16 protein-coding genes, 2 tRNA genes and 1 pseudogene are annotated in these 21,162 nt (G+C 71.8%); 16 read left to right on the top strand and 3 right to left on the bottom strand.

What is annotated here, in order from left to right; all coding sequences use genetic code 11:
• The first annotated feature begins 835 nt into the window (after positions 1 to 835).
• From dnaN to ECOMGDLI_RS18750, 11 genes are all read left to right on the top strand, one after another.
• The gene (gene dnaN / locus ECOMGDLI_RS18800; RefSeq protein WP_088318375.1) at positions 836 to 1,966 is read left to right on the top strand and encodes a DNA polymerase III subunit beta; all 1,131 of its coding nucleotides are present in this window, start codon (positions 836 to 838) and stop codon (positions 1,964 to 1,966) included.
• A 223-nt stretch (positions 1,967 to 2,189) separates the two neighbouring features.
• The gene (gene gnd, locus ECOMGDLI_RS18795) at positions 2,190 to 3,101 is read left to right on the top strand and encodes a phosphogluconate dehydrogenase (NAD(+)-dependent, decarboxylating) (protein ID WP_088318374.1); all 912 of its coding nucleotides are present in this window, start codon (positions 2,190 to 2,192) and stop codon (positions 3,099 to 3,101) included.
• 62 nt (positions 3,102 to 3,163) lie between these two features.
• Positions 3,164 to 4,312 (top strand): DNA replication/repair protein RecF, encoded by a 1,149-nt coding sequence (recF, locus tag ECOMGDLI_RS18790; RefSeq protein WP_088318373.1) that lies wholly within the window; start codon positions 3,164 to 3,166, stop codon positions 4,310 to 4,312.
• Between the two features lie 343 nt (positions 4,313 to 4,655).
• A complete protein-coding gene (locus ECOMGDLI_RS36885) occupies positions 4,656 to 5,039 on the top strand; it encodes a DUF721 domain-containing protein (protein WP_369812771.1) in 384 nt (127 codons plus the stop codon).
• Between the two features lie 335 nt (positions 5,040 to 5,374).
• Entirely contained in the window at positions 5,375 to 7,363 is a 1,989-nt protein-coding gene (gene gyrB, locus ECOMGDLI_RS18780; RefSeq protein ID WP_233153528.1) for a DNA topoisomerase (ATP-hydrolyzing) subunit B, read from the top strand.
• Positions 7,364 to 7,488: 125 nt separating this feature from the next.
• On the top strand, positions 7,489 to 10,146 hold the full coding sequence (gyrA, locus tag ECOMGDLI_RS18775; protein WP_233153527.1) for a DNA gyrase subunit A: 2,658 nt from the start codon (positions 7,489 to 7,491) through the stop codon (positions 10,144 to 10,146).
• A 385-nt stretch (positions 10,147 to 10,531) separates the two neighbouring features.
• Entirely contained in the window at positions 10,532 to 10,900 is a 369-nt protein-coding gene (locus tag ECOMGDLI_RS18770; RefSeq protein WP_233153526.1) for a DUF3566 domain-containing protein, read from the top strand.
• Between the two features lie 127 nt (positions 10,901 to 11,027).
• Positions 11,028 to 11,104: transfer RNA gene (locus ECOMGDLI_RS18765), tRNA-Ile, on the top strand.
• Positions 11,105 to 11,264: 160 nt separating this feature from the next.
• The gene (locus ECOMGDLI_RS18760) at positions 11,265 to 12,260 is read left to right on the top strand and encodes a teichoic acid biosynthesis protein C (RefSeq protein ID WP_088318371.1); all 996 of its coding nucleotides are present in this window, start codon (positions 11,265 to 11,267) and stop codon (positions 12,258 to 12,260) included.
• Between the two features lie 238 nt (positions 12,261 to 12,498).
• Entirely contained in the window at positions 12,499 to 13,491 is a 993-nt protein-coding gene (locus ECOMGDLI_RS18755) for a DUF2510 domain-containing protein (RefSeq protein WP_088318370.1), read from the top strand.
• 183 nt (positions 13,492 to 13,674) lie between these two features.
• A complete protein-coding gene (locus ECOMGDLI_RS18750; protein ID WP_088318369.1) occupies positions 13,675 to 14,619 on the top strand; it encodes a DUF2510 domain-containing protein in 945 nt (314 codons plus the stop codon).
• Between the two features lie 27 nt (positions 14,620 to 14,646).
• Here ECOMGDLI_RS18750 and ECOMGDLI_RS18745 read toward each other — a convergent pair whose 3' ends face one another.
• Entirely contained in the window at positions 14,647 to 15,456 is an 810-nt protein-coding gene (locus tag ECOMGDLI_RS18745) for an arginase family protein (protein WP_198954991.1), read from the bottom strand.
• Positions 15,457 to 15,484: 28 nt separating this feature from the next.
• Complete coding sequence (locus ECOMGDLI_RS18740) at positions 15,485 to 16,561, bottom strand: winged helix DNA-binding domain-containing protein (RefSeq protein ID WP_198954990.1); 1,077 nt, start codon at positions 16,559 to 16,561, stop codon at positions 15,485 to 15,487.
• Between the two features lie 318 nt (positions 16,562 to 16,879).
• Here ECOMGDLI_RS18740 and ECOMGDLI_RS36005 point away from each other — a divergent pair, with 318 nt between their 5' ends.
• Complete coding sequence (locus tag ECOMGDLI_RS36005; protein ID WP_233150006.1) at positions 16,880 to 16,999, top strand: DLW-39 family protein; 120 nt, start codon at positions 16,880 to 16,882, stop codon at positions 16,997 to 16,999.
• An 82-nt stretch (positions 17,000 to 17,081) separates the two neighbouring features.
• Positions 17,082 to 17,154: transfer RNA gene (locus tag ECOMGDLI_RS18735), tRNA-Ala, on the top strand.
• Positions 17,155 to 17,361: 207 nt separating this feature from the next.
• Here ECOMGDLI_RS18735 and ECOMGDLI_RS18730 read toward each other — a convergent pair.
• Positions 17,362 to 18,339: a hypothetical protein gene (locus ECOMGDLI_RS18730; protein ID WP_088318368.1), complete on the bottom strand. Its 978-nt coding sequence runs from the start codon at positions 18,337 to 18,339 to the stop codon at positions 17,362 to 17,364.
• Positions 18,340 to 18,489: 150 nt separating this feature from the next.
• Between ECOMGDLI_RS18730 and ECOMGDLI_RS18725 the strand changes: the two genes are divergently transcribed.
• From ECOMGDLI_RS18725 to ECOMGDLI_RS18715, 3 genes and pseudogenes are all read left to right on the top strand, one after another.
• Positions 18,490 to 18,768 (top strand): hypothetical protein, encoded by a 279-nt coding sequence (locus tag ECOMGDLI_RS18725; RefSeq protein WP_088318367.1) that lies wholly within the window; start codon positions 18,490 to 18,492, stop codon positions 18,766 to 18,768.
• 92 nt (positions 18,769 to 18,860) lie between these two features.
• Positions 18,861 to 19,724, top strand: coding sequence for an aldo/keto reductase (locus ECOMGDLI_RS18720; protein WP_088318366.1), 864 nt, complete (start codon positions 18,861 to 18,863; stop codon positions 19,722 to 19,724).
• A 148-nt stretch (positions 19,725 to 19,872) separates the two neighbouring features.
• Positions 19,873 to 21,162: pseudogene (locus ECOMGDLI_RS18715) on the top strand (hypothetical protein); the annotation flags it as partial.

Below are 21,162 nucleotides of genomic sequence, written 5' to 3'. Positions count from 1 at the left end.
CAGGCTGTCTGCGACGAACGTTGACAGTCACGAGTGCATCCGGACATCTCGGATAATTGCGCTCAAGAACATATCTCTGAGTGCTCGACAAACCACTTTGAGTACATGAGGCACGTCAAGTGCCCGGTTTCGTACACAGCGTGGGGACAACTCTGTGGACACAGCGCGATGCCTGCATCACCGACGGATAACTGCCGGACGGTAATCGTTGCAGCCGCACAACCCACAGGCCGGTGGACAACCTGTGGATATCGGTGGACATCCCTGCCTCACCTGTGGACCGGCGCCATGGTCAAAGTGCATGACAAGAACCGGGGTCTGTGAACGGGCCGGCGTCGTCCACGGGACGTCCCCCGTTCGACCCCTCGTCGTCCTCAGTCCGTCGACAGGCCACTCACGACGCGACCTGCGCGAACGACCGTTCTCCACAGGATCCACAGGCGCTATGACAAACCCTGAAGAGTCAATTCCTCTGCGACATCCACCCACAGTTCCCCGATCCCTCCCGAGCGAGCCCCGACCGGGCCTGGAGCGAACCCTCGTTCACCTCCCGGTCACGACCCCCTGGCACCCCGCGGACCAGGTCACTCGTCCGGTTCACGCCCACCCCCGGACTCGCGTACTGTCGTGCCCTGCATCCGCGTCGATGCACACCGTTCGACCCCGACCGCCGACTGCCGGTGCTCCCAAGTGCCGGCGAGGTCGCACCCGGACCACCCCGGTCCTTCCCCGCGGTCCGTCATCGGGAACCACGAGGCCCCACCGCACGTGGGACCTCCGTCGGCACAGACGCGGCGGCAGCAGTGACCGGGTACGGACGAGAGGCGGGTTCGGCGTGAAGTTCCGGGTGGAACGAGACGTCCTGGCGGACGCGGTGACCTGGGCGGCGCGTGCGCTGCCGAGCCGGCCGCCGGTCCCCGTGCTCGCAGGCCTGCTCCTCGAGGCCGACCCCGAGGGGGTGCTCCGGCTGTCGAGCTTCGACTACGAGGTCTCCGCCCGCGTCGAGGTCCCGGCCGAGGTCTCCGACGGCGGCACCGTGCTCGTGAGCGGCAAGCTGCTCGCCGACATCTCGCGCTCCCTGCCCGGCAAGCCGGTCGACGTCTCGACCGACGGCTCCCGGGTCTCGCTGACGTGCGGCGCGAGCCGGTTCACGCTGCTGACGATGCCGGTCGACGAGTACCCGACGCTGCCGACGATGCCCGAGGGCACCGGCGCGATCGCGGGCGACGTCTTCACCCACGCCGTCGCCCAGGTGACGATCGCCGCGAGCCGTGACGAGACGCTCCCGATCCTCACCGGCGTCCGGATGGAGATCGAGGGGGACGTCGTCACGCTGCTGGCGACGGACCGCTACCGGCTCGCCATGCGCACACTGCCGTGGCGGCCGTCCACCCCGGGCGTCAGCACCGTCGCGCTCGTCCGGGCCCGCACCCTCTCCGAGGTCTCCAAGGCACTCGGCGCCGCGGGCGACGTCAACCTCGCGCTCTCGACCGGCGGCAGCACCGAGCTGATCGGCTTCGAGGCCGCCGGCCGGCGGACGACGTCCCTGCTCGTGGACGGCGAGTACCCGAAGGTCCGTTCGCTGTTCCCGGCGGAGTCCCCGACCCACGCGGTCGTCGACACCCACGCCCTCGTCGAGGCGGTCCGCCGCGTCGCCCTCGTCGCCGAGCGGAACACCCCGGTGCGGCTCGGCTTCACCGACGGCGTCGTCACCCTCGAGGCCGGCCAGGGCGAGGACGCGCAGGCCTCCGAGGCCGTCGAGTGCACGCTCACCGGCGAGGAGATCTCGATCGCCTTCAACCCGCAGTTCCTGCTCGACGGTCTCGGCGCCCTGACGACGCCCTTCGCCCGGCTGTCGTTCACCCAGGCGCAGAAGCCGGCCGTCATCTCCGGCCAGGCCGAGGCGGACGGCGACGACGACGAGACCTACCGGTACCTGATCATGCCGGTGCGCCTCGCCGGCTGATCGGCCGAGCCCCGTTCGAGCACCACCGCGAGCGAACGACCGTTCGCGGAACACCCGTTCCAGCTCTCCCCGCCACTGCCGCCGGGGGCGGTCCGCCGGACGACGCACTCCCCTCTCGGGCGTGCCGACCTGCCGGGCACGGGCCGCAGTGGCAAGGTGGTCGCCGCCCAACGATCACCTCCACCACCCCCACCAGTGGCATCTCGTGACTTCGGGAGACAGCGTGCACATCGGACTCGTCGGCCTCGGCAAGATGGGCGGCAACATGCGCAGCCGCCTGCGCAACGGCGGCATCGAGGTCACCGGCTACGACCGCAACCCCGACGTCAGCGACGCGGAGTCGCTCGCGGCGATGGTGGCGACCCTGCCCGCGCCGCGGATCGTCTGGATCATGGTCCCGTCCGGCGACCCGACGACGGCGACCGTCAAGGCGCTGTCCGAGGTGCTCTCCGAGGGCGACATGGTCATCGAGGGCGGCAACTCCCGCTTCACCGACGACACCGTGAACGCCGCGCTGCTCGCCGAGAAGGGCGTCAAGTACCTCGACTGCGGCGTGAGCGGCGGCGTCTGGGGCCTCGAGAACGGCTACGGCCTCATGGTCGGCGGCGACCCCGCGGACGTCGAGCGCGCGATGCCGGTCTTCGACGCGCTGCGCCCGGAGGGCCCCCGCGAGGAGGGCTTCGTCCACGCCGGCCCGGTCGGTGCGGGGCACTACGCGAAGATGGTCCACAACGGCATCGAGTACGGCCTCATGCAGGCGTACGCCGAGGGCTACGAGCTGCTCGCGGCGAAGGACATCGTCACCGACGTCCACGGGTGCTTCAAGGCGTGGACCCGGGGCACCGTCGTCCGCTCCTGGCTCCTCGACCTGCTCGTCAAGGCGCTCGAGGACGACCCCGAGCTGGCCCAGATCCGCGGCTACGTCAACGACTCGGGCGAGGGGCGCTGGACCGTCGAGGAGGCCATCGCGAACTCCGTCCCCATGCCGGTGATCACCGCGGCCCTCTTCGCCCGGTTCTCCTCGCGCCAGGACGACTCCCCCGCGATGAAGGCCGTCGCCGCCCTGCGCAACCAGTTCGGCGGCCACGCGGTCACCTCCGCCGGCCCGTCGTCGGGTGCGGGTTCGACCTCCTGACCCCGACCGGGCCGTGACAGGATGCGAGGACCATCCCGCCTGCGCCCGGACGGCATCCTGACGTGCACCTGACCCACCTGTCCCTCGGGGACTTCCGCTCGTACGCGACCGCCGAGCTCCCGCTCGAGCCGGGCGTGACGGCACTCGTGGGTCCGAACGGCCAGGGCAAGACGAACCTCGTCGAGGCGGTCGGCTACGTCGCGACGCTCGGCAGCCACCGGGTGACGAACGACGCCCCGCTCGTGCGCCTCGGCGCCCAGCGGGCCGTCGTCCGGGCGGCCGTCGAGCGCGGCGGCCGGTCGAACCTCGTCGAGATCGAGATCGTCCCGGGGGCGGCGAACCGGGCACGGATCAACCGCTCCCCGGTCCCGCGGGCGCGTGAGGTGCTCGGCCTGCTGCGGACGGTGCTGTTCGCCCCCGAGGACCTCGCCCTCGTCAAGGGCGACCCGGACACCCGGCGGCGCTTCCTCGACGACCTGCTCGTCGCCCGCGCCCCGCGCTACGCCGGCGTCCGGTCCGACTTCGACCGGGTGCTCCGGCAGCGCAACGCCCTGCTCAAGTCCGCGGGGCGGACGATCAAGGCCGGTCACGGCGACGTCCGGACCCTCGACGTCTGGGACACCCACCTCGCGACCGTCGGCGCCGACATCCTCGCCGGCCGGCTCAAGCTCGTGCACTCCATCGCCCCGTTCGTGGCGACGGCGTACGAGCAGGTCTCGGCGGGGCAGGGGGCGGCGGGCCTGGCGTACAAGTCGTCGCTCGGCGACGACATCACCCCCGAGGACGCCCCCGGACGCGAGCTGCTCCAGGCCCGGCTGCTCGAGGCGCTCGCGAAGGTGCGCAACCAGGAGCTGGAGCGCGGGGTCAGCCTCGTCGGCCCGCACCGCGACGACCTCGTCATCTCGCTCGGTCCGTTCCCGGCGAAGGGCTTCGCCTCGCACGGCGAGTCGTGGTCGCTCGCGCTCGCGCTGCGGCTGGCGTCCTACGAGCTGCTCCGCGCCGACATCGGGGCGGACGGCGACGGCGAGCCGGTGCTCATCCTCGACGACGTCTTCGCCGAGCTCGACGTGGGCCGCCGGGACCGGCTCGCCGAGCTCGTCGCGGGCGCCGAGCAGGTGCTCGTCACCGCGGCCGTGCCGCAGGACGTCCCCGAGGCGCTCGAGGGGGCGCGGGTCGACGTCATGGCCGGCGAGGTGCGCCGTGTCCGCTGACGGCCGGCGCCCCGACGAGCACGACGACGGGACGTCGGCGGGCCGGCTGCCGCTCGAGCCGTCCGCGCGCGAGCAGGTCGTGGACGACGCACCGGACGACGTCCGCCTGCCCGCACCGGCCGGCACCGGCACGGCCGGCGGCACCGACGACGCGGACGACGACTCCGGCCCGGACGCCGTGAAGGCCGCCCTCAACCGGGCCCGGGCCGCCGCCCGCGCACGCGGGCTGCGCCCCGGCAGCNCCACGACCTGCTCGCGCGCGGACGGCTCGAGCGGCAGCCCGGCCCCGCCGTCCGCCCGGTCCGCCGTCGACGCCCGCCGCCGCCGTGCCCTCGACCCCGGGATCCGTTCCGGGGCCGGTCCGGACGCCCGCGACCCCCAGCTCGTCGGCTCGAACATCGACCGGCTCGTCGCCGAGCGCGGCTGGCACACGCCGGTCGCCGTCGGCGGCGTGCTCGGCCGCTGGCCGGCGGTCGTCGGCGCGGACGTCGCCGAGCACTGCGCGCCCGAGTCGTTCGAGGAGGGCGTGCTCGTCGTCCGGGCCGACTCGACCGCCTGGGCGACCCAGGTCCGGCTGCTCGTCCCGGCGCTCATGCGCCGCCTCGCCGAGGAGGTCGGCGAGAGCACGGTGACGAAGGTCGTCGTCCACGGCCCGACCGCCCCGTCGTGGAAGCGCGGCCCGCGGGTGGCCCCCGGCAGCCAGGGGCCCCGCGACACCTACGGCTGACCGCCGTCCGCTGATCGTGCCCGCGGACCGGAGCGTCCCTGAGAGCCGCTGAGCCCCCCAGGTGCGTATCGGGAGTCAGGGGAGCCCGGGCTGCGCCGCCAGACACGCCCTCGAAGGCCGCGGAACGGCGGGTGCGCGGCCCGCGAAGGGGTAGAATGGAGCCGGTAGCGGCGGCCGTGCGTCCTTCGGGATGCGGGCCGCCGGTCCGTGCACGGGGGGAGCCGGTCTCAGCGCCGGTTTCTCGCCGTCCGGGTACAGGTCGTGAGCGCCACCGGGCGCCCGCGCCGCCGCACTCCGGCCGCGAGGCCGACGCAGTCGAGGGAGCCGAGCCACTCGTGACAGACCAGTTGACGCCGCCCGCCGGGCCGGCGGTCGAGCCGGAGTACGACGCCAGCGCCATCCAAGTCCTCGAGGGTCTCGAGGCCGTGCGCAAGCGGCCCGGCATGTACATCGGCTCCACGGGCGAACGCGGCCTGCACCACCTCGTCTACGAGATCGTCGACAACGCGGTCGACGAGGCGCTCGCCGGCTACTGCACCGCCATCGAGATCACGCTGCTCGCCAACGGCGGCGTCCGGGTCATCGACGACGGCCGCGGCATCCCGACGGACATCCACCCGACCGAGGGCGTCAGCGCGGTCGAGCTCGTCCTCACCCAGCTCCACGCCGGCGGCAAGTTCGGCGGCGGCGGCTACAAGGTGTCCGGCGGCCTGCACGGCGTCGGCTCCTCGGTCGTCAACGCGCTGTCGCACCGGCTCGTCGTCGAGGTGCGCCAGAAGGGCCACGTCTTCGGCATGGAGTTCGCCAACGGCGTGCCGAAGTCGCCGCTGTCGGTCCTCGGGGACAGCGAGGAGACCGGCACGACGATCACGTTCTGGCCGAACGACGAGATCTTCGAGACGGTCGTCTTCGACTTCGAGACGCTGCGGTCGCGGTTCCAGCAGATGGCCTTCCTCAACAAGGGCCTGGCGATCACGCTCGTCGACGAGCGCCCCGACCACTTCGACGACGAGGGCACCGCGCCGTCGGTGACCTTCAAGTACGACAACGGCCTCATGGACTACGTCCGGCACCTCAACAGCAGCAAGAAGACGGACGTCGTCAACGCCGAGATCATCGACTTCGAGGCGGAGGACCCGGAGCGCACCCTCTCGGTCGAGATCGCCATGCAGTGGACGACGGGTTACAGCGAGAGCGTCCACACGTACGCGAACGCGATCAACACGCACGAGGGCGGTACCCACGAGGAGGGCTTCCGCGCCGCGCTCACGACGCTCGTCAACGAGTACGCGCGCACGAAGAACATCCTCAAGGAGAAGGACGACAACCTCTCCGGCGAGGACATCCGCGAGGGCCTCACCGCGGTCATCTCCATCAAGCTCGGCGAGCCGCAGTTCGAGGGCCAGACGAAGACGAAGCTCGGCAACACCGAGGCGAAGGCGTTCGTGCAGCGCGTCGTCCGCACCGAGCTCGGGGACTGGCTCGACCGCAACCCGCGCGAGGCCAAGGACATCATCTCCAAGTCGCTCCAGGCCGCCGCGGCCCGGCTCGCCGCCCGCAAGGCGCGCGAGGCCACCCGGCGCAAGGGCCTGCTCGGCGGCGGCGGGCTGCCCGGCAAGCTGTCGGACTGCCAGTCGACGAACCCGGAGGAGTGCGAGATCTTCATCGTCGAGGGTGACTCGGCGGGCGGCTCGGCGAAGTCCGGCCGCGACCCGCGCACCCAGGCGATCCTCCCGATCCGCGGCAAGATCCTCAACGTCGAGAAGGCGCGCATCGACAAGGTGCTCGCCAACCAGGAGGTCCAGGCGCTCATCAGCGCCTTCGGCTGCGGGGTCGGCGAGGACTTCAACCTCGAGAAGCTGCGCTATCACAAGATCGTCCTCATGGCCGACGCCGACGTCGACGGCCAGCACATCCGGACGCTCCTGCTGACGCTGCTCTTCCGCTTCATGCGCCCGCTCGTGGACCACGGGTACGTGTACCTCGCGCAGCCGCCGCTCTACAAGCTCAAGTGGAGCAAGGCGACCCCGGACTACGCGTACTCCGACCGCGAGCGCGACGCCCTCGTCTCCGCGGGCATCGCCGCCGGCAAGAAGCTGCCGAAGGAGGACGGGATCCAGCGCTACAAGGGTCTCGGCGAGATGAACCCGGACGAGCTCACCGACACGACGATGGACCCGAACCAGCGCGTGCTGCTCCAGGTGACGCTCGAGGACGCCGCGGCCGCCGACGAGATGTTCTCGGTGCTCATGGGGGAGGACGTCGAGAGCCGGCGTTCGTTCATCCAGCGCAACGCGAAGGACGTCAGGTTCCTCGACATCTGAGTCCGCGACCTGGGTCCACACCCTGTGGACCCGTTGGTGGACAACGGTTTCCGCACCAGTACCACGATCCACAGCACGGCCCACAACGTGTGTAGAAGTACACCGACGCCGCACGAAGGACGACAGTGACGCAGCCACCGGACGAGCCGAACCTCCCCGACGAGCCCCTGGGCGAGATCGTGCACGGGCGCATCCAGCCGATCGACCTCCAGCTGGAGATGCAGCGCTCGTACCTCGACTACGCGATGAGCGTCATCGTGTCGCGCGCGCTGCCGGACGTCCGGGACGGCCTCAAACCCGTTCACCGCCGGGTGCTCTACGCGATGTACGACGGCGGGTACCGGCCGGACCGCAGCTACTCCAAGTGCGCCCGCGTCGTCGGCGACGTCATGGGCAACTACCACCCGCACGGCGACTCGGCGATCTACGACACCCTCGTCCGGCTCGCCCAGCCCTGGGCGCTGCGCTACCCGCTCGTCGACGGCCAGGGCAACTTCGGCTCCCCGGGCAACGACCCGGCCGCCGCCATGCGGTACACCGAGTGCCGCATGATGCCGCTGGCCATGGAGATGGTCCGCGACATCGACAAGAACACCGTCGACTTCGCGCCGAACTACGACGGCAAGACCCAGGAGCCGACGGTCCTGCCGGCCCGGTTCCCGAACCTGCTCGTCAACGGCTCCGCCGGCATCGCGGTCGGGATGGCGACGAACATCCCGCCGCACAACCTGCGCGAGGTCGGCGAGGCCGTCCAGTGGTTCCTGCAGAACCCGGAGGCGGACGACGAGGAGCTCCTCGGGCAGCTGCTGCTCAAGGTCAAGGGTCCGGACTTCCCGACCCGTGGCTTCATCATGGGCACCCGCGGCATCGAGGACGCGTACCGCACGGGCCGCGGCCAGATCACGATGCGGGCCAAGGTCGAGGTCGAGGAGATCCACAACCGCACCTGCCTCGTCGTCACCGAGCTGCCCTACCAGGTCAACCCCGACAACCTGAAGATGAAGATCGCCGAGCTCGTCGACTCGGGCCGGATCCAGGGCATCGCCGACCTCAAGGACGACACGTCCGGCAAGACCGGCATGCGGATCGTCCTCGTGCTCAAGCGGGACGCGATCGCGAAGGTCGTCCTCAACAACCTCTACAAGCACACGTCGCTGCAGGACACGTTCGGCGCGAACATGCTCGCGATCGTCGACGGCGTCCCGCGCACGCTGAGCCTCGACAAGTTCGTCCGCTACTGGGTCGAGCACCAGATCGAGGTCATCGTCCGGCGCACCCAGTTCCTCCTCGACAAGGCCGAGGCGGACGCCCACATCTACCGCGGCTTCGCCAAGGCGCTCGACGCGCTCGACGAGGTCATCGCGCTCATCCGCCGGTCGCCGTCCGCCGACGAGGCGAAGAACGGCCTCATGGCGCTGCTCGACATCGACGAGGACCAGTCCCTCGCGATCCTCGGCCTCCAGCTGCGCCGGCTCGCCGCCCTCGAGCGGCAGTCGATCCTCGACACCTTGGCCGAGCTCGAGCTGAAGATCGCGGACTACAAGGACATCCTCGCCTCGCCGGCGCGGCAGCGGCAGATCATCTCCGACGAGCTCGCCGAGATCATCGAGAAGTACGGCGACGTCCGGCGCACGACGATCCTGCCGTTCGACGGCGACATGGACGTCGAGGACCTCATCCCGGAGGAGGAGGTCGTCGTCACGATCACCCGCGGCGGCTACGCCAAGCGGACGCGGTCGGACAACTACCGGGCGCAGCGCCGCGGCGGCAAGGGCGTCAAGGGCGCCCAGCTGCGCGGGGACGACGTCGTCGAGCACTTCTTCGTCACGACGACGCACCACTGGCTGCTCTTCTTCACCAACCTCGGCCGGGTCTACCGGGCCAAGGGCTACGAGCTCCCCGAGGCCGGCCGGGACGCGAAGGGCCAGCACGTCGCGAACCTGCTCGCCTTCCAGCCCGGCGAGCAGATCGCCCAGGTGCTCGACATCCCGGACTACGAGCACGCGCCGTTCCTCGTGCTCGCGACCCGCGACGGCAAGGTGAAGAAGACCCGGCTGTCCGAGTACGACTCGAACCGCTCCGGCGGCGTCATCGCGATCAACCTCATGGACGACGACGAGCTCGTCGCGGCCCGCCTGCTCGACGCGGACGCCGACATCGTCCTCGTCTCCCGCAAGGGGATGAGCGTCCGGTTCACCGCGGACGACGAGGCGCTGCGCCCGATGGGCCGGGCGACGTCCGGGGTCACCGGCATGAAGTTCCGCGAGGGCGACCGGCTGCTGTCGATGGACGTCGTCAACGACGACGACGCGTTCGTCTTCGTCGTCACCGAGGGCGGCTGGGCGAAGCGGACGGCGCTCGGCGAGTACCGGGTGCAGGGCCGCGGCGGCCTCGGCATCAAGGTCGCCAAGCTCAACGACGACCGCGGTGACCTCGTCGCCGGCATGGTCGTCGGCGAGGACGACGAGGTGCTCGTCGTCATGGAGCACGGCAAGGTCGTCCGCTCGCCCGTCACCGGCGTGCCGGCGAAGGGCCGCGACACCATGGGGGTCGTCTTCGCCAAGCCCGACAACGGCGACCGGATCATCGCCGTCGCCCGCAACTCCGAGCGCGCGCTCGGCGGGGACGACGAGGACCTCGACGCCGAGGGTGCCGCCGACGGAGAGGCCGTCGCCGACGCGGTGACCGAGCCGGTCACGGGGTCCGCCCCGGCCGCCGACGACGAGGCCGCCGACGACGGCACCGGCACGGCCGACGACGCGCCGGACGACGACGAGGCCTGAGCACGGACCCCGGCCCGGCGACCCGCACCCGCGGGTCGCCGGCCGGGTGACGGGCGCAACCTCGGCGGCCAGGCGGGCGTCTGACGGGTAGCATCGTGGCGATTACTGGGCGGTGGGGCATGAGCACCGCTGGTTCTCGAACGACGCACGGGACGTCGCCCATGGCGTACCGTCGAGGTGAGAGCAGTTCCAGCGGAGGTGAGGCGTGAGCCCGTCCGATCAGGTCTACCAGCCAGCGGGTGCGCCTCGTGTGGGGGGCGTTCCGACGTCCGCGGGGCGCCAGGAGCGCACCGCAGGGTCGGCTCCCGCCGCGGCGATGCCGCAGGCCAGGCCAGACATGATGTCGTCCGCGGCGCGTCCCGCGCCGCCGACCGGGGCCGTGCCCGTGGCCGGCCCGCGCACCGTGCGGCTGACCCTGGCCCGCGTCGACCCCTGGTCGGTGCTCAAGCTGTCGTTCCTGCTGTCGGTGGCGCTCGGTATCGGGCTGGTCACCGGCGCGATCGTCCTGTGGTCGGTCATCGACTCGATGGGCGTGCTCGACTCGGTGAACAAGGTGCTCCGCGACATCGACGGCAGCAACTCCACGTTCAGCCTCTACGACTACGTCGGGCTGGGCCGGGTCATCTCGCTGTCGACCTTCATCGGGGTCATCAACGTCGTCATCATCATGGCGCTGTCGACCCTCGGCGCGTTCCTCTACAACATCGCGTCCAGCCTCGTCGGCGGCCTGCACGTCACGCTCTCCGACGACTGACGGGCCCCTCGACGGTCCTGCTCCACGGCTCCGCCGGGCGGTGAACCCGTCGGGGCGAACCGGTTTGGGACCTCACCCCGACCTGGGGTAGTCTCCTACGGCGCAGCCGCTGCGGCGGCAGTGCATCGGGCCTATAGCTCAGTCGGTTAGAGCGCTTCCCTGATAAGGAAGAGGCCAGAGGTTCAAGTCCTCTTAGGCCCACCACGCGAGTCGCCCAGGTCCGCAGCGGACCTGGGCTTCTTCGTTCTCGAAGCGGCTTCGCCGCCCTGCCGGGTCTCCATGATCGATCCTCGAGTTCATGATCGCCGTTTCGACTAACCTTCCGGGTGCACGAAACAGGACGACACGACCCTCGGGGGTTCCCATGGACCATCTCCTCAGCCGTCGGCTGCTGCTCCGGGCCGGTGGCGCCGCCGGTGCCGCCGCCCTGCTCGGAGGTCTGACGCCGTCGCCGGCGTCCGCCGTGAGCAGTACGGGACTGTTCGATCTCAGCCTGCCCTCGTACGAGTTCATCCGCAGCAAGGCCCTCGGCGACAACACCGTTCTGCAGTCCTTCGCGTTCGACAACGTGCACGACCACATCTACTTCGCCCAGGTCACGGACGGGACGGACAAGAGCCTCGGTCACCTGACGATCACCAAGACCAACCTCGACGGGGTCGTGCTCGGCACGTGCTTCCTGCGGGGCTTCGGCCACGGCACCCAGATCGCCGTCCAGCCGTCCGGCACCGGGGCGTACGTCTGGGTGGAGGCTTCGGCGGACGCCGACGGGTACGGAGAGAAGCTCGCCCGCTTCCTCTTCGTCAGCGGCCGGACCCTGACCGGCTCCAGCAGTGCGGTCGAGATCTACGACCCCCGGCCCACCGGCAGGAACAAGTCGATCGCCATCGACACGAAGAACGGTCGGGTGGCGATCCGCTACAAGATCGACGGCGAGTCGACCACCCACTACGACCTGTTCAGCCTGAGCAAGTTCGCGGCGCACGACTACAGCGGTGCGCTGGAGTCGCTCGCCCTCCCGAACGTCGGCATGGGGACCTTCCAGGGCTTCACCACGTACGGGAGCTATCTGTACCTGCTGAGCGGCGACGCGTACGACGACGGGTACGGCGATCCGTACGACGGGCTGATCGCCGGCGGAGCCCGTTCGGCCGGGAACACGTTCATCCGAGCGGTCTCGTGGGCCACGGGTGCGGGGGCGAACAGCCCGGTGCGGACGACCGCCGGCCAGACGCTCTACTACCGGGAGCCCGAAGGCATGGCCGTGCGCATCAACGACGCAGGGGAGGCCAAGCTGTGCTTCGGGTTCGCCTCGGGTACCGCGGGCGCGCGCAGGGCGAGCATCTACTACAAGGTCTGACCGGGCGAGCGCCGACCGGACCGTGTCTGACCGGCCGGGCGGAACGCCCGGCGTGTGACCTTGTCCGTTCTGCTCACGCCCCCATGACCAGTCGTCGTAGAGTCCCCCCCGTCCATCGCGAGATGGCAGCGGGCGCCGTGGCGGTGCGCCTCCCTGGGGAAGAAGTCCCTGGATCTTCCGCAACCAGTTGCGGAGAGTGTCATGCTCATTACAGAGTGACACCGAAGGGGGTGTGTCCATGGAAGGTCCGCGCGAGGCGCAGTGGGCGCCCGATCCCTACCGCCGCCACGAGCTGCGCTACTGGGACGGCGCCCAGTGGACCGAGCACGTGAGCGAGGGTGACGGCTCCGTGCTCGTCGACCCGCCGCTCCCCGGTCCGCGGACCCGCCGCGAGGCGCAGGCGTCCGTGCCGGCCTCGAGGGCGTCGTCCGCCGGCTTCTCCGCTGGCGCCCCTGCGGCCTTCCCGGTCACGTCCCCCACGCCGTCCGCGACACCGTCCCCCACGCCGAGCCCTATGCCGTCCCCTGAGGCGTTCCCCGCGATGGCGCCGGTCGTCATCCCGCCCGCGGCCGGCTCTGCTGAGACCCGGGTCGCCCGCACCTCCGTGGGCCGTGCCCCGGACCTGTTCAACGACCTGCCGGGCGGACGCCGGGCGGCCGGCGCGGGTGCGGCCGGGGCAGCCGGTGCGGCCGGCCCTGCTGCGGCCGTCGGTCGTCAGGCCGACCTGAACTTCGGCTCGGGCGGCGCCGCTCCGGCCGGACCGGCCTTCGACGACGAGCCGGAGGGCTGGGACTGGCGCGAGTCGCACATCCCCGAGATCCTCTCCGGGCTCGGTGTCGCGGCGCTCATCGCGGTCGCCGCCGTGCTCGGTGGTGGCGGTTCGGGCAGCAGCGCGGACGCCGTCCAGTCGGTCGTGTCGACGCCGACCGGTGACGCCGTCCCGGCGTCGACGGCCAAGGCCACGACGAAGAAGACCAAGAAGAAGACCACGGTGCCGGGCGTCCAGCTGTCGTCGGCGAAGGCACCCCGGATCACCTACCGGTCGAGCAGCTCCGCGGCCCCCCGCGCGACGACGACGTCCCGGACCAGGACCACCTCGGCCCCGCCGTCGCCGAGCACGCCGCCGGACGAGACCACGACCTCGAGCAGCAGCACCAGCAAGCCGCCGACCGACCCCCCGGCGACGAACGACTCCTCGCCGTCCTCGAGCTCCTCGACCAAGAAGAAGTAGCCCGCGCCCTGGGGCGCACCCGGCCCGACCCCCGCCGGAACGTGTGCACATGGGTGATTTGCTCACCCTTCGGGGTCGTCCGCGTACGCCCAGATCAATCTTCGGCGGATCTGCTGACCTCTCGCGCACCCCGTGCCAGCATCGGTCGCGGCAGCGACGCGACACGCGGGGAGATGAGCGGCGATGCGAGAGCTTCCGGGCCCACGCTGGGCGGCCGACCCGTACGGGCGGCACGAGATGCGGTACTGGGACGGCGGCGGCTGGACGGCACACGTCAGCGACCGCGGCGTGACCGGCCTGGACTCCGTGCCGGGCCTCGCCGCAGGTGCGGCCGCGGCGGAGGCGTCGACGTCCGTCGATGTCGGTGCCGCGACCGAGGCCGGGTCTGCTGACGCCCCGACGCAGGTCGTCCCGGCCGCGGCGTCCGGCACCGCCCGGCAGGGCACGATCCACGACGAGCTGACCATCGCCCTGCCCGCCGCGACGGCCGACGCGCGGCGCGCGGCGTCCGTCGACGCCCTCTTCGGTTCCGCCGCGGTGTCGGCGAAGACCGCCGCCCCCGCGTACCGGACGGCCCCGGCCGTGGGCGGTCGGCGCAACGGGCTGCTCATCGGCATCGGCGCGCTCGCCGTCACGGGGCTCGTCGCCGGGGTCATCGGCTTCAGCGGCCTGCCGGACTCCGGGTCGAACTCCGTGACGCCGGTCGCCGTGCCCGCGACGACGGCGGCCCCGGAGCCGACGACCGCCGAGCCCGAGCCGACCGTGACCGAGGAGCCGACGATGTACGGCGGCCCGACGACGTCCGCCGTCGACGAGCCGACCGAGCCAGCCGCGCGCACGACGACGCCGAAGCCGCCGACGAAGAAGCCGAGCGCGTCCTCGACCCGGCCGCGGACCACCACCTCGACCCGGCCGTCCACCCGGACCCGGCCCGTGGAGATCGTCCGCTACCCCGGGTGCCCCGCGATGCACCAGGACTACCCGCACGGCGTCGGGCGGCCCGGGGCCCGCGACCGCCGCAACGGCAGCGGCGGCGACCGGGTCCGCAACTTCACGGTCAACGGCCCGCTGTACCTGGCGAACTTCCGCCTCGACTTCGACGGCGACGGGATCGCCTGCGAGGCCTGATCCCCCGCCGGGGAGCCCGGCGAAGGGTCAGCCGCCGGTCGCCCCGGCGGCCGCGAGCATGTGCGCGACGAGGTCCGCCCGCACGGCGGCCTCGGCGGCGTCCCGCGCCGGGTGCCAGGGGCACGCGACGTCGAGGACGGCGACCCGTCCGGTCGCGAGGGCCCGCCGGACGGCGTCGAGGACGTCCGACGCCGCGGGCCCGCCGGGTGCGGGGAAGAGCAGGCCCGACAGCTCGGCGGGGTCGACGACGTCGAGGTCGACGTGCAGCACGAACGGCCCTTGCGGCAGCACGGCCGCGAGCCGGTCGGCCGTGACGTCCTCGACGGCGAGCCGGGTGATCGCGCTCCCCGCGAGGTAGGCGACCTCGGGGTCGTCGAGGTCGCGGGCGTCGACGAGCACGGCACGCTCCTCGGGGAGCGCGCGCAGCCCGAGCGGCCCCGCGAGCCGGTCCGGGTCCCCGCCGACCGCCATCCGGAGCACCATGCCGCCGAGGTACCCGGACTGCGACGAGGCGAGGGTGTGGACGTCGCCGTGCGCGTCGAACCAGACGACCCCCGGGTCGAGGCCCGCCCGCTGGGCGCCGGCCAGGGTGCCGAGCGCGACGAGGCAGTCCCCGGAGACCACGACGACCGGTGCGGCCGGACCGGTGACCGCCGCCGCGACCGCGTCGGCCACCGCTCCGTGGAGCGCCGCGAGCCGGGCCCACTGGTCGGTGCCGGGGAGGTCGAGGGCGGGCAGGTCCGGGTCGACGAGCACGGACGGCGTCCCGGCGGGGAGCGGGGCGCTGTCGTCGGGCAGGCGGTCGACCTGGTGGAAGGGCACGCGGATGACGGTCATGGCCGGACGGTAGCGGCCGCGGCCGGGCTCAGGCGCGGCCCCCGGTGACGACCATCTCGCGATCGCGCAGCCCGAGGTAGTGGTGGACGGCGCGAGCGTCCTCGGCGAGCGCGGCGACGACGTCGGGGGTCAGCGGCTCGAACGCGTCGAGCGTGACCCGGCCGCCGGGCAGCGTCCAGGTCCCGACGGCGCGGCCGCCGACGAGGGCGGAGGCCTTGAAGATGCCGTTCGAGGTGACGAGGCCGGTGTGCCGGCCGATGACGGCCTCCCGGTCCACCCAGCCGTGGAGCACGGGGTCGAAGGGCCCGAGCAGCACCGGTGCCGGCACGGCGCCCGCCGCGGCCGCGGCGCCGGGCAGCCGGTGCAGCCCGTCGTCGTCCGCGGTGCTCCCGAGCACGGCGAGCCCGCGGCGGGCGGCCCCGAGAGTGGTGCCGGCCCAGGTCGCCAGGTCGGCATCCCGCGCCGGGCCGTGCGCGACGAGGTAGCGCCGGGCCAGCTGGCCCAGCGCCTCGTCCGGGTCCGGATCCGGCGGGCGCGGCCCGAGCCAGGTGACCGGGTCGACGAAGGCCTGCTCGCCGCCCGGGAGCACCGGCCCGCGCAGGAGCAGTCCGCGCAGGGACGCGGCGAAGAGCACATGGATGAACGCCTGCCGCTTCGTCGGTACGCCGGCGTCGTCGAGCAGGGTCCGCAGGCCGTCGCGGCTCATCGGACCGGCCGTCACCGCGCGGGAGACGACGTCGACGCCGGTCTCGAGCTGCGCCGGGGACACCCCTTCCTGCTCGAGCCGGCGGCGGCTGTTCGTGGCGAGCTGCGGCGTCGTCAGCGGGTGCAACCACCAGTAGTCCTCGGCGGCGACGAGGTGCAGCGTGCCCCGGTTCAGCCACGCGACGACGAGCCGACCGGCGTCGAACGCGGCGTCGACGTCCCGGGCGAGCAGGCCCGTGCTCCGGGACCGGACGGCGAGCCGGGCGCCGCGCAGGTCCTGCGCCTGGACGGCGAGGATGCGGCGCACCACGTCGTCCGGCGTCCGGTCCGCGCGCTGCGTGAGCCCCTGCACCTCGAGCCGCTGCAGGTGGACGTCGGGCGGGGTCGGGCCGGCGGGCACGCGCCCACGCTAGCCGGGACGACCGACAGATCGGGGTCACCCGCAGGACGGGCACCAGACCGCGCCGAACCGGCTGCATGGTCAGACCCGCGCCGGGTAACGCCCACCGCGACGTCACGTCCCGCGCCGGGCCCGCGCCACCGGGACCGACGCGGCCGAGGGCGCGCGAACCGCTGCCGCGCGCTGCGCGGTGCCTCCCGACCCGGCCGTCCCTCAGGGCCGGGAGGCACCGCGGCGCGACTATGCTGACCCGGTCACCGGCCGAGGCCGGTGCCGAGAGCCAACAACCGGCGGACCGCCGGTGCGAGGAGGTCGGACGTGAAGAAGCTCCTGGTCGTCGCCGTGGCCGCGGCGGCAGGCTTCGCCATCTGGCGCAAGCTCGAGGCCGACAAGGCCGAGCAGGCCCTCTGGGCCGAGGTCACCGACCCGGTCAGGTGACCGGCGTGGGGTGAACCGGATGTGATTGGCCGTCCGCCGGGGCGGGCTGGCACACTTGACCAGCCTGCCGAGGCGGGCATCCGGGGGCGTGGCGCAATTGGTAGCGCACCTGCTTTGCAAGCAGGGGGTTGTCGGTTCGAGTCCGATCGCCTCCACCCGAGGTCAGAGGCCCTTCCCCTGTGTCGGGGAGGGGCCTCTGCCAGTGGGGTACGGCCGCGGAGAACGGCACTGTCGTCCGATCCGTCCGCGACCGCGCGAGGTCGTCAGATGTCGAACAGGTACACGAACAAGATGGCGTGACCGCTGTTGCAGGCGGTCCCCCATTTTGCTCAGCGACCGTGGGCGCGGGGGCTCCATACCCACTACGACGGCTGCGACGCCCGCCAGTGCCGTACCGGGTTCTGGTCACGCGGATGGCGTGTGCGGACTCGCTCGCCGTCAGTCGCCCTCGCTATCAACCACCCAGTCAGGTCCAGTCGACCCGACACCTCGCGCTCGGCATCAGAAGCCGCTTGTCTATTGACGCACGACAGGGCGACGGCTGGAATGATGCGCGACCAGATCATCCTGGGGCCCATCTTGTTGAGCCAGTCAGGCTCGCCGTCGGGGATCTTGGCGATGGGTATGTCATCGACCTGCCGATCACTGAGCCGGACTGTCGTGTAGGCATCGGGGTTACCCAGGGGCCACACCCAGTACGGGTGCGGGTGCCCCTCGCCACCATCTAGTTGCGCGTACTCGAGCAAGCCCTTGATCCCGCACTCCAGGTCACCGGCGTCAGCCGGGGCGTAGAACACGATGTGCTGCTTGAGGATCAGAGTGGCCGCATCGGCGAAGTTCCGTGCGATGGCGCGAAGTGCATGTGCTCCCGCTGCGTTCACAGCCTCCACTTCGCCTATCCCGACCACCTCGCTCTCGACATGCCATGGCTCGGGTGGCGGTCGTAGCCCTGCAGACACGAGCCTCTGGACACACGTGGGGTCGACTAACCTGCCGTCTCTCGTGAAGGCGGCCCGGAGTCGCTGGTCGTCCTTGACAGCGCCAGGGGTTCCCAAAACTGGTTCGGGGCGTTGTGGGTCTGGCAGATAGTCACGCATCAAGAAGCCGGCAAGCGCCAGCACAGCGAAAATGGTCACGGCATGAGTGATGGTGATCGCAACGGACGTCTTCACGGCAACATCAGCGCCGAACACGCTGACAGCGGCCGCGAGCGCCGCAATCATCATGATTCCGATCGGGTACTTCTTGAGCAGTTTCATCCCTGTCGTGAAGACGCCGTCCGTGGTCTCGCCCGCGCCGGCCCTGGATTCGGTGCGCGTCTTCGTCGAGTCCTCCACCATCGCCACTCCTCAGCTCACGAGGTGAACCCGCGTCACTTCAGGACATACCGGTGGTCTGCCGGCCACCATGGACCTACGACCTGCGAGGGAGCCGGGATCACACGCAGAGGGGCGGGCGCTGGGTCGTGGCGACAGCTGTACGGTGCCGACGTGAAGCCTGATCTTGAGTTCAACTCCCCCGAGGAGTTCCGACAGGTCTGCATGTACATGGCAGGACGTCTGCACCATGTGAACCGCGTCTGGCTGTCGGAGTCCGGGTTCGTGTGGGAGGTGGCCGAGCTGGTCGAACGACTCGGAGCGACCCTCCAGAGCGGTCTCGACGACCCGCAGGTGGTGGCGGACTTCGGTGACGGCTATAGAGCCGGCGCGATCCCGCCGGACCGCCGGCGGCAACGACTTCTCGAGCTAGTGGCCGCGGACCTCGGTTGACGTCACCGGTGCCCGGACAACGGCGACGCCGCGCACTGCAGCGCCCCCCGGGGCCACGTGGGCGGGTCGCCAGGGGCACCTAGGATCGTGGCATGACCGATCCCCGCCTCGTCCCCTCTCTCACCCTGCGCACCGGCCCGGCCGGCAGCCCCGGCCTGCCGATCCCGCAGGTCGGTTTCGGCGTGTGGCAGGTGCCGGACGACGCCGTGCAGCCCGCGGTCGAGGCCGCGCTCGCGGCGGGGTACCGGCACATCGACACCGCGCGCATCTACGGCAACGAGAGCGGGGTCGGGCGGGCGCTCGCCGCGACCGACGTGCCGCGCGAGGACATCTTCGTCACGACCAAGGTGTGGAACGATGACCACCTCCGGGTCAAGGACGCCTTCGAGGCGTCGATGGACCGCCTGGGCCTCGAGCAGCTCGACCTGTTCCTCATCCACTGGTCGGTGCCCGACGCGGGCACCTACGTCGCTGCCTGGCGCGGCCTCCTCGAGCTGCGTGAGCAGGGCCGCGTGAAGGCGGTCGGCGTCTGCAACTTCCACGTCCCGCACCTGGAGCGGCTCCTCACCGAGACCGGCGAGCTGCCGGCGATCAACCAGATCGAGCTGCACCCCTACCTCCAGCAGAGCGAGCTGCGGGCGTTCCACGCCGAGCACGGCATCGTCACCGAGTCGTGGAGCCCGCTGGCCTCCGGCCAGAAGGTGCTCGACGACCCGGTCATCGGCGAGATCGCGGCCGCCCACGGGGTCACCCCGGCCCAGGCGATCATCCGCTGGCACCTGCAGCTCGGGCTCGTCGTCCTGCCGAAGTCGGTGACCCCGCACCGGATCGTGGAGAACCTCGACGTCTTCGGGTTCACCCTCGACGACGCCGAGCTGGCGGCGATCGCGGGTCTGGACCGCGGGATGCGCACCGGCCCGGACCCGGACGAGTTCCACATGGACGCCGTCTCCTGATCCGGTCGTGACCGTTCTCCGACGATCTCCGAGGCTCTGACGATCTTCTGAGAAAGTCCCCCGCGCCAGGCATCCAGATCGGGCCGCTCGTGCGACAGAAGGGCGTCAGCCCTTACCGGGCACGGGACCATCGGGGAGAACAGTCACCATGAGGCACTCTGTCACTGCCGGGAGTCACGACCCGCGCCGTCGGCGCGGACGGCGTCTCGTCGCGGCCACCCTGGCCACGAGCGTGGCGTTCGTCGGCGCGGGTCTGCTGGCGACGACGACGCTCGGCCCGGCGGGGAGCGCGCGGGGGACGACGCAGCCCGCCGCGGACGCCGTCGCGCAGCTCGCCGTCACGTCGCCGTCCGGCCCTCGGGCCGAGCAGCCGGGGGTGGGTGCGCTGGCCCGGCCGGCGGCCGCGGTGCGGCTCGGCGTGGAGCGCCGCCTCGTCCCGAAGGACCAGCCGAAGAAGGGCCTGGTGTACCGGGGGCTCAAGGGTGCGCTCGAGGGTTCGTGCGTCGGCATGTTCTCGATGACGACGCACGGCGGCGAGTCCTGCACGCACGGACCGGACGCCGCTCCGCCGCAGCTCGGGCTCGACCCCACGAAGTCCGTCCCGCCGCTGCGGCAGCTGCAGGCCGCGGACCCGGCCGCGTCGTCCGCGCCGTTGACGTCGGTCGCCGCGGTGACCGCCATGCCGTGCATCGGCGACGGCACGAGCGGCAACCGGGTGCAGGTCCTCTACGCCTACTCCGCGACCGACCGCTCCGCCACCTACATGGACTCGTTCCGGACGTGGGCGATCGGGATCGACCGGATCGTCCAGGACAGCGCGAAGGAGACCGGCGGTGACCTGCGGCTGCGGCTGCTCACCGAGCAGGTGTCCGGCGGCTGCGTCCCGACCGTGACGAAGGTGCAGGTCACCGCCTCGGCGCTCGACGGCTTCGACACGATGATCTCCGCGCTGCGCGCCCAGGGCTTCACCCGCACCGACCGCAAGTACCTCGTCTTCGCGGACACGAACGTCTACTGCGGCATCGGCCAGTTCACCGGCGACGACCGCAAGATCGCGGCGAACCGCTCCAACGCCGGCCCGATGTTCGCCCGGGTCGACAGCGGCTGCTGGACGGCGCCCATCGCGGCCCACGAGGTCGGCCACACCCTGGGGGCGGTCGCCTACAGCGCGCCGAACACCAGCCGCGGCGGCCACTGCGTCGACGAGTGGGACGTCATGTGCTACTCGGACGACCCGGACCGGCCCGCGATGGTCGTGCGCTGCGCCGACCGTGCCCACGACGACCTGTTCGACTGCAACCACGACGACTACTTCAACACCGACCCGGCACCGGGCAGCTACCTCGCGACCCACTACAACATCGCAGACAACACGTTCCTCGCGCCGCCGCCCGACGCAGGGCCGAGCCCGACGGCGACAGCGACCCCGACGCCCACC

The organism is Kineosporia sp. R_H_3 (assembly GCF_002198675.1).
Taxonomy (GTDB): domain Bacteria; phylum Actinomycetota; class Actinomycetes; order Actinomycetales; family Kineosporiaceae; genus R-H-3.
Note: the sequence above shows the minus strand (reverse complement) of the source record. Positions and strands in the feature narration are given on the sequence as shown.

What these genes read in the sequence shown, in the direction of transcription:
- ECOMGDLI_RS18730 (WP_088318368.1), bottom strand. Translation starts at nt 18,339, where the DNA reads ATGGTGGAGGACTCGACGAAGACGCGCACCGAATCCAGGGCCGGCGCG.
- ECOMGDLI_RS18760 (WP_088318371.1), top strand. Translation starts at nt 11,265, where the DNA reads ATGGACCATCTCCTCAGCCGTCGGCTGCTGCTCCGGGCCGGTGGCGCC.
- ECOMGDLI_RS18750 (WP_088318369.1), top strand. Translation starts at nt 13,675, where the DNA reads ATGCGAGAGCTTCCGGGCCCACGCTGGGCGGCCGACCCGTACGGGCGG.
- ECOMGDLI_RS18755 (WP_088318370.1), top strand. Translation starts at nt 12,499, where the DNA reads ATGGAAGGTCCGCGCGAGGCGCAGTGGGCGCCCGATCCCTACCGCCGC.
- ECOMGDLI_RS18720 (WP_088318366.1), top strand. Translation starts at nt 18,861, where the DNA reads ATGACCGATCCCCGCCTCGTCCCCTCTCTCACCCTGCGCACCGGCCCG.
- ECOMGDLI_RS18745 (WP_198954991.1), bottom strand. Translation starts at nt 15,456, where the DNA reads ATGACCGTCATCCGCGTGCCCTTCCACCAGGTCGACCGCCTGCCCGAC.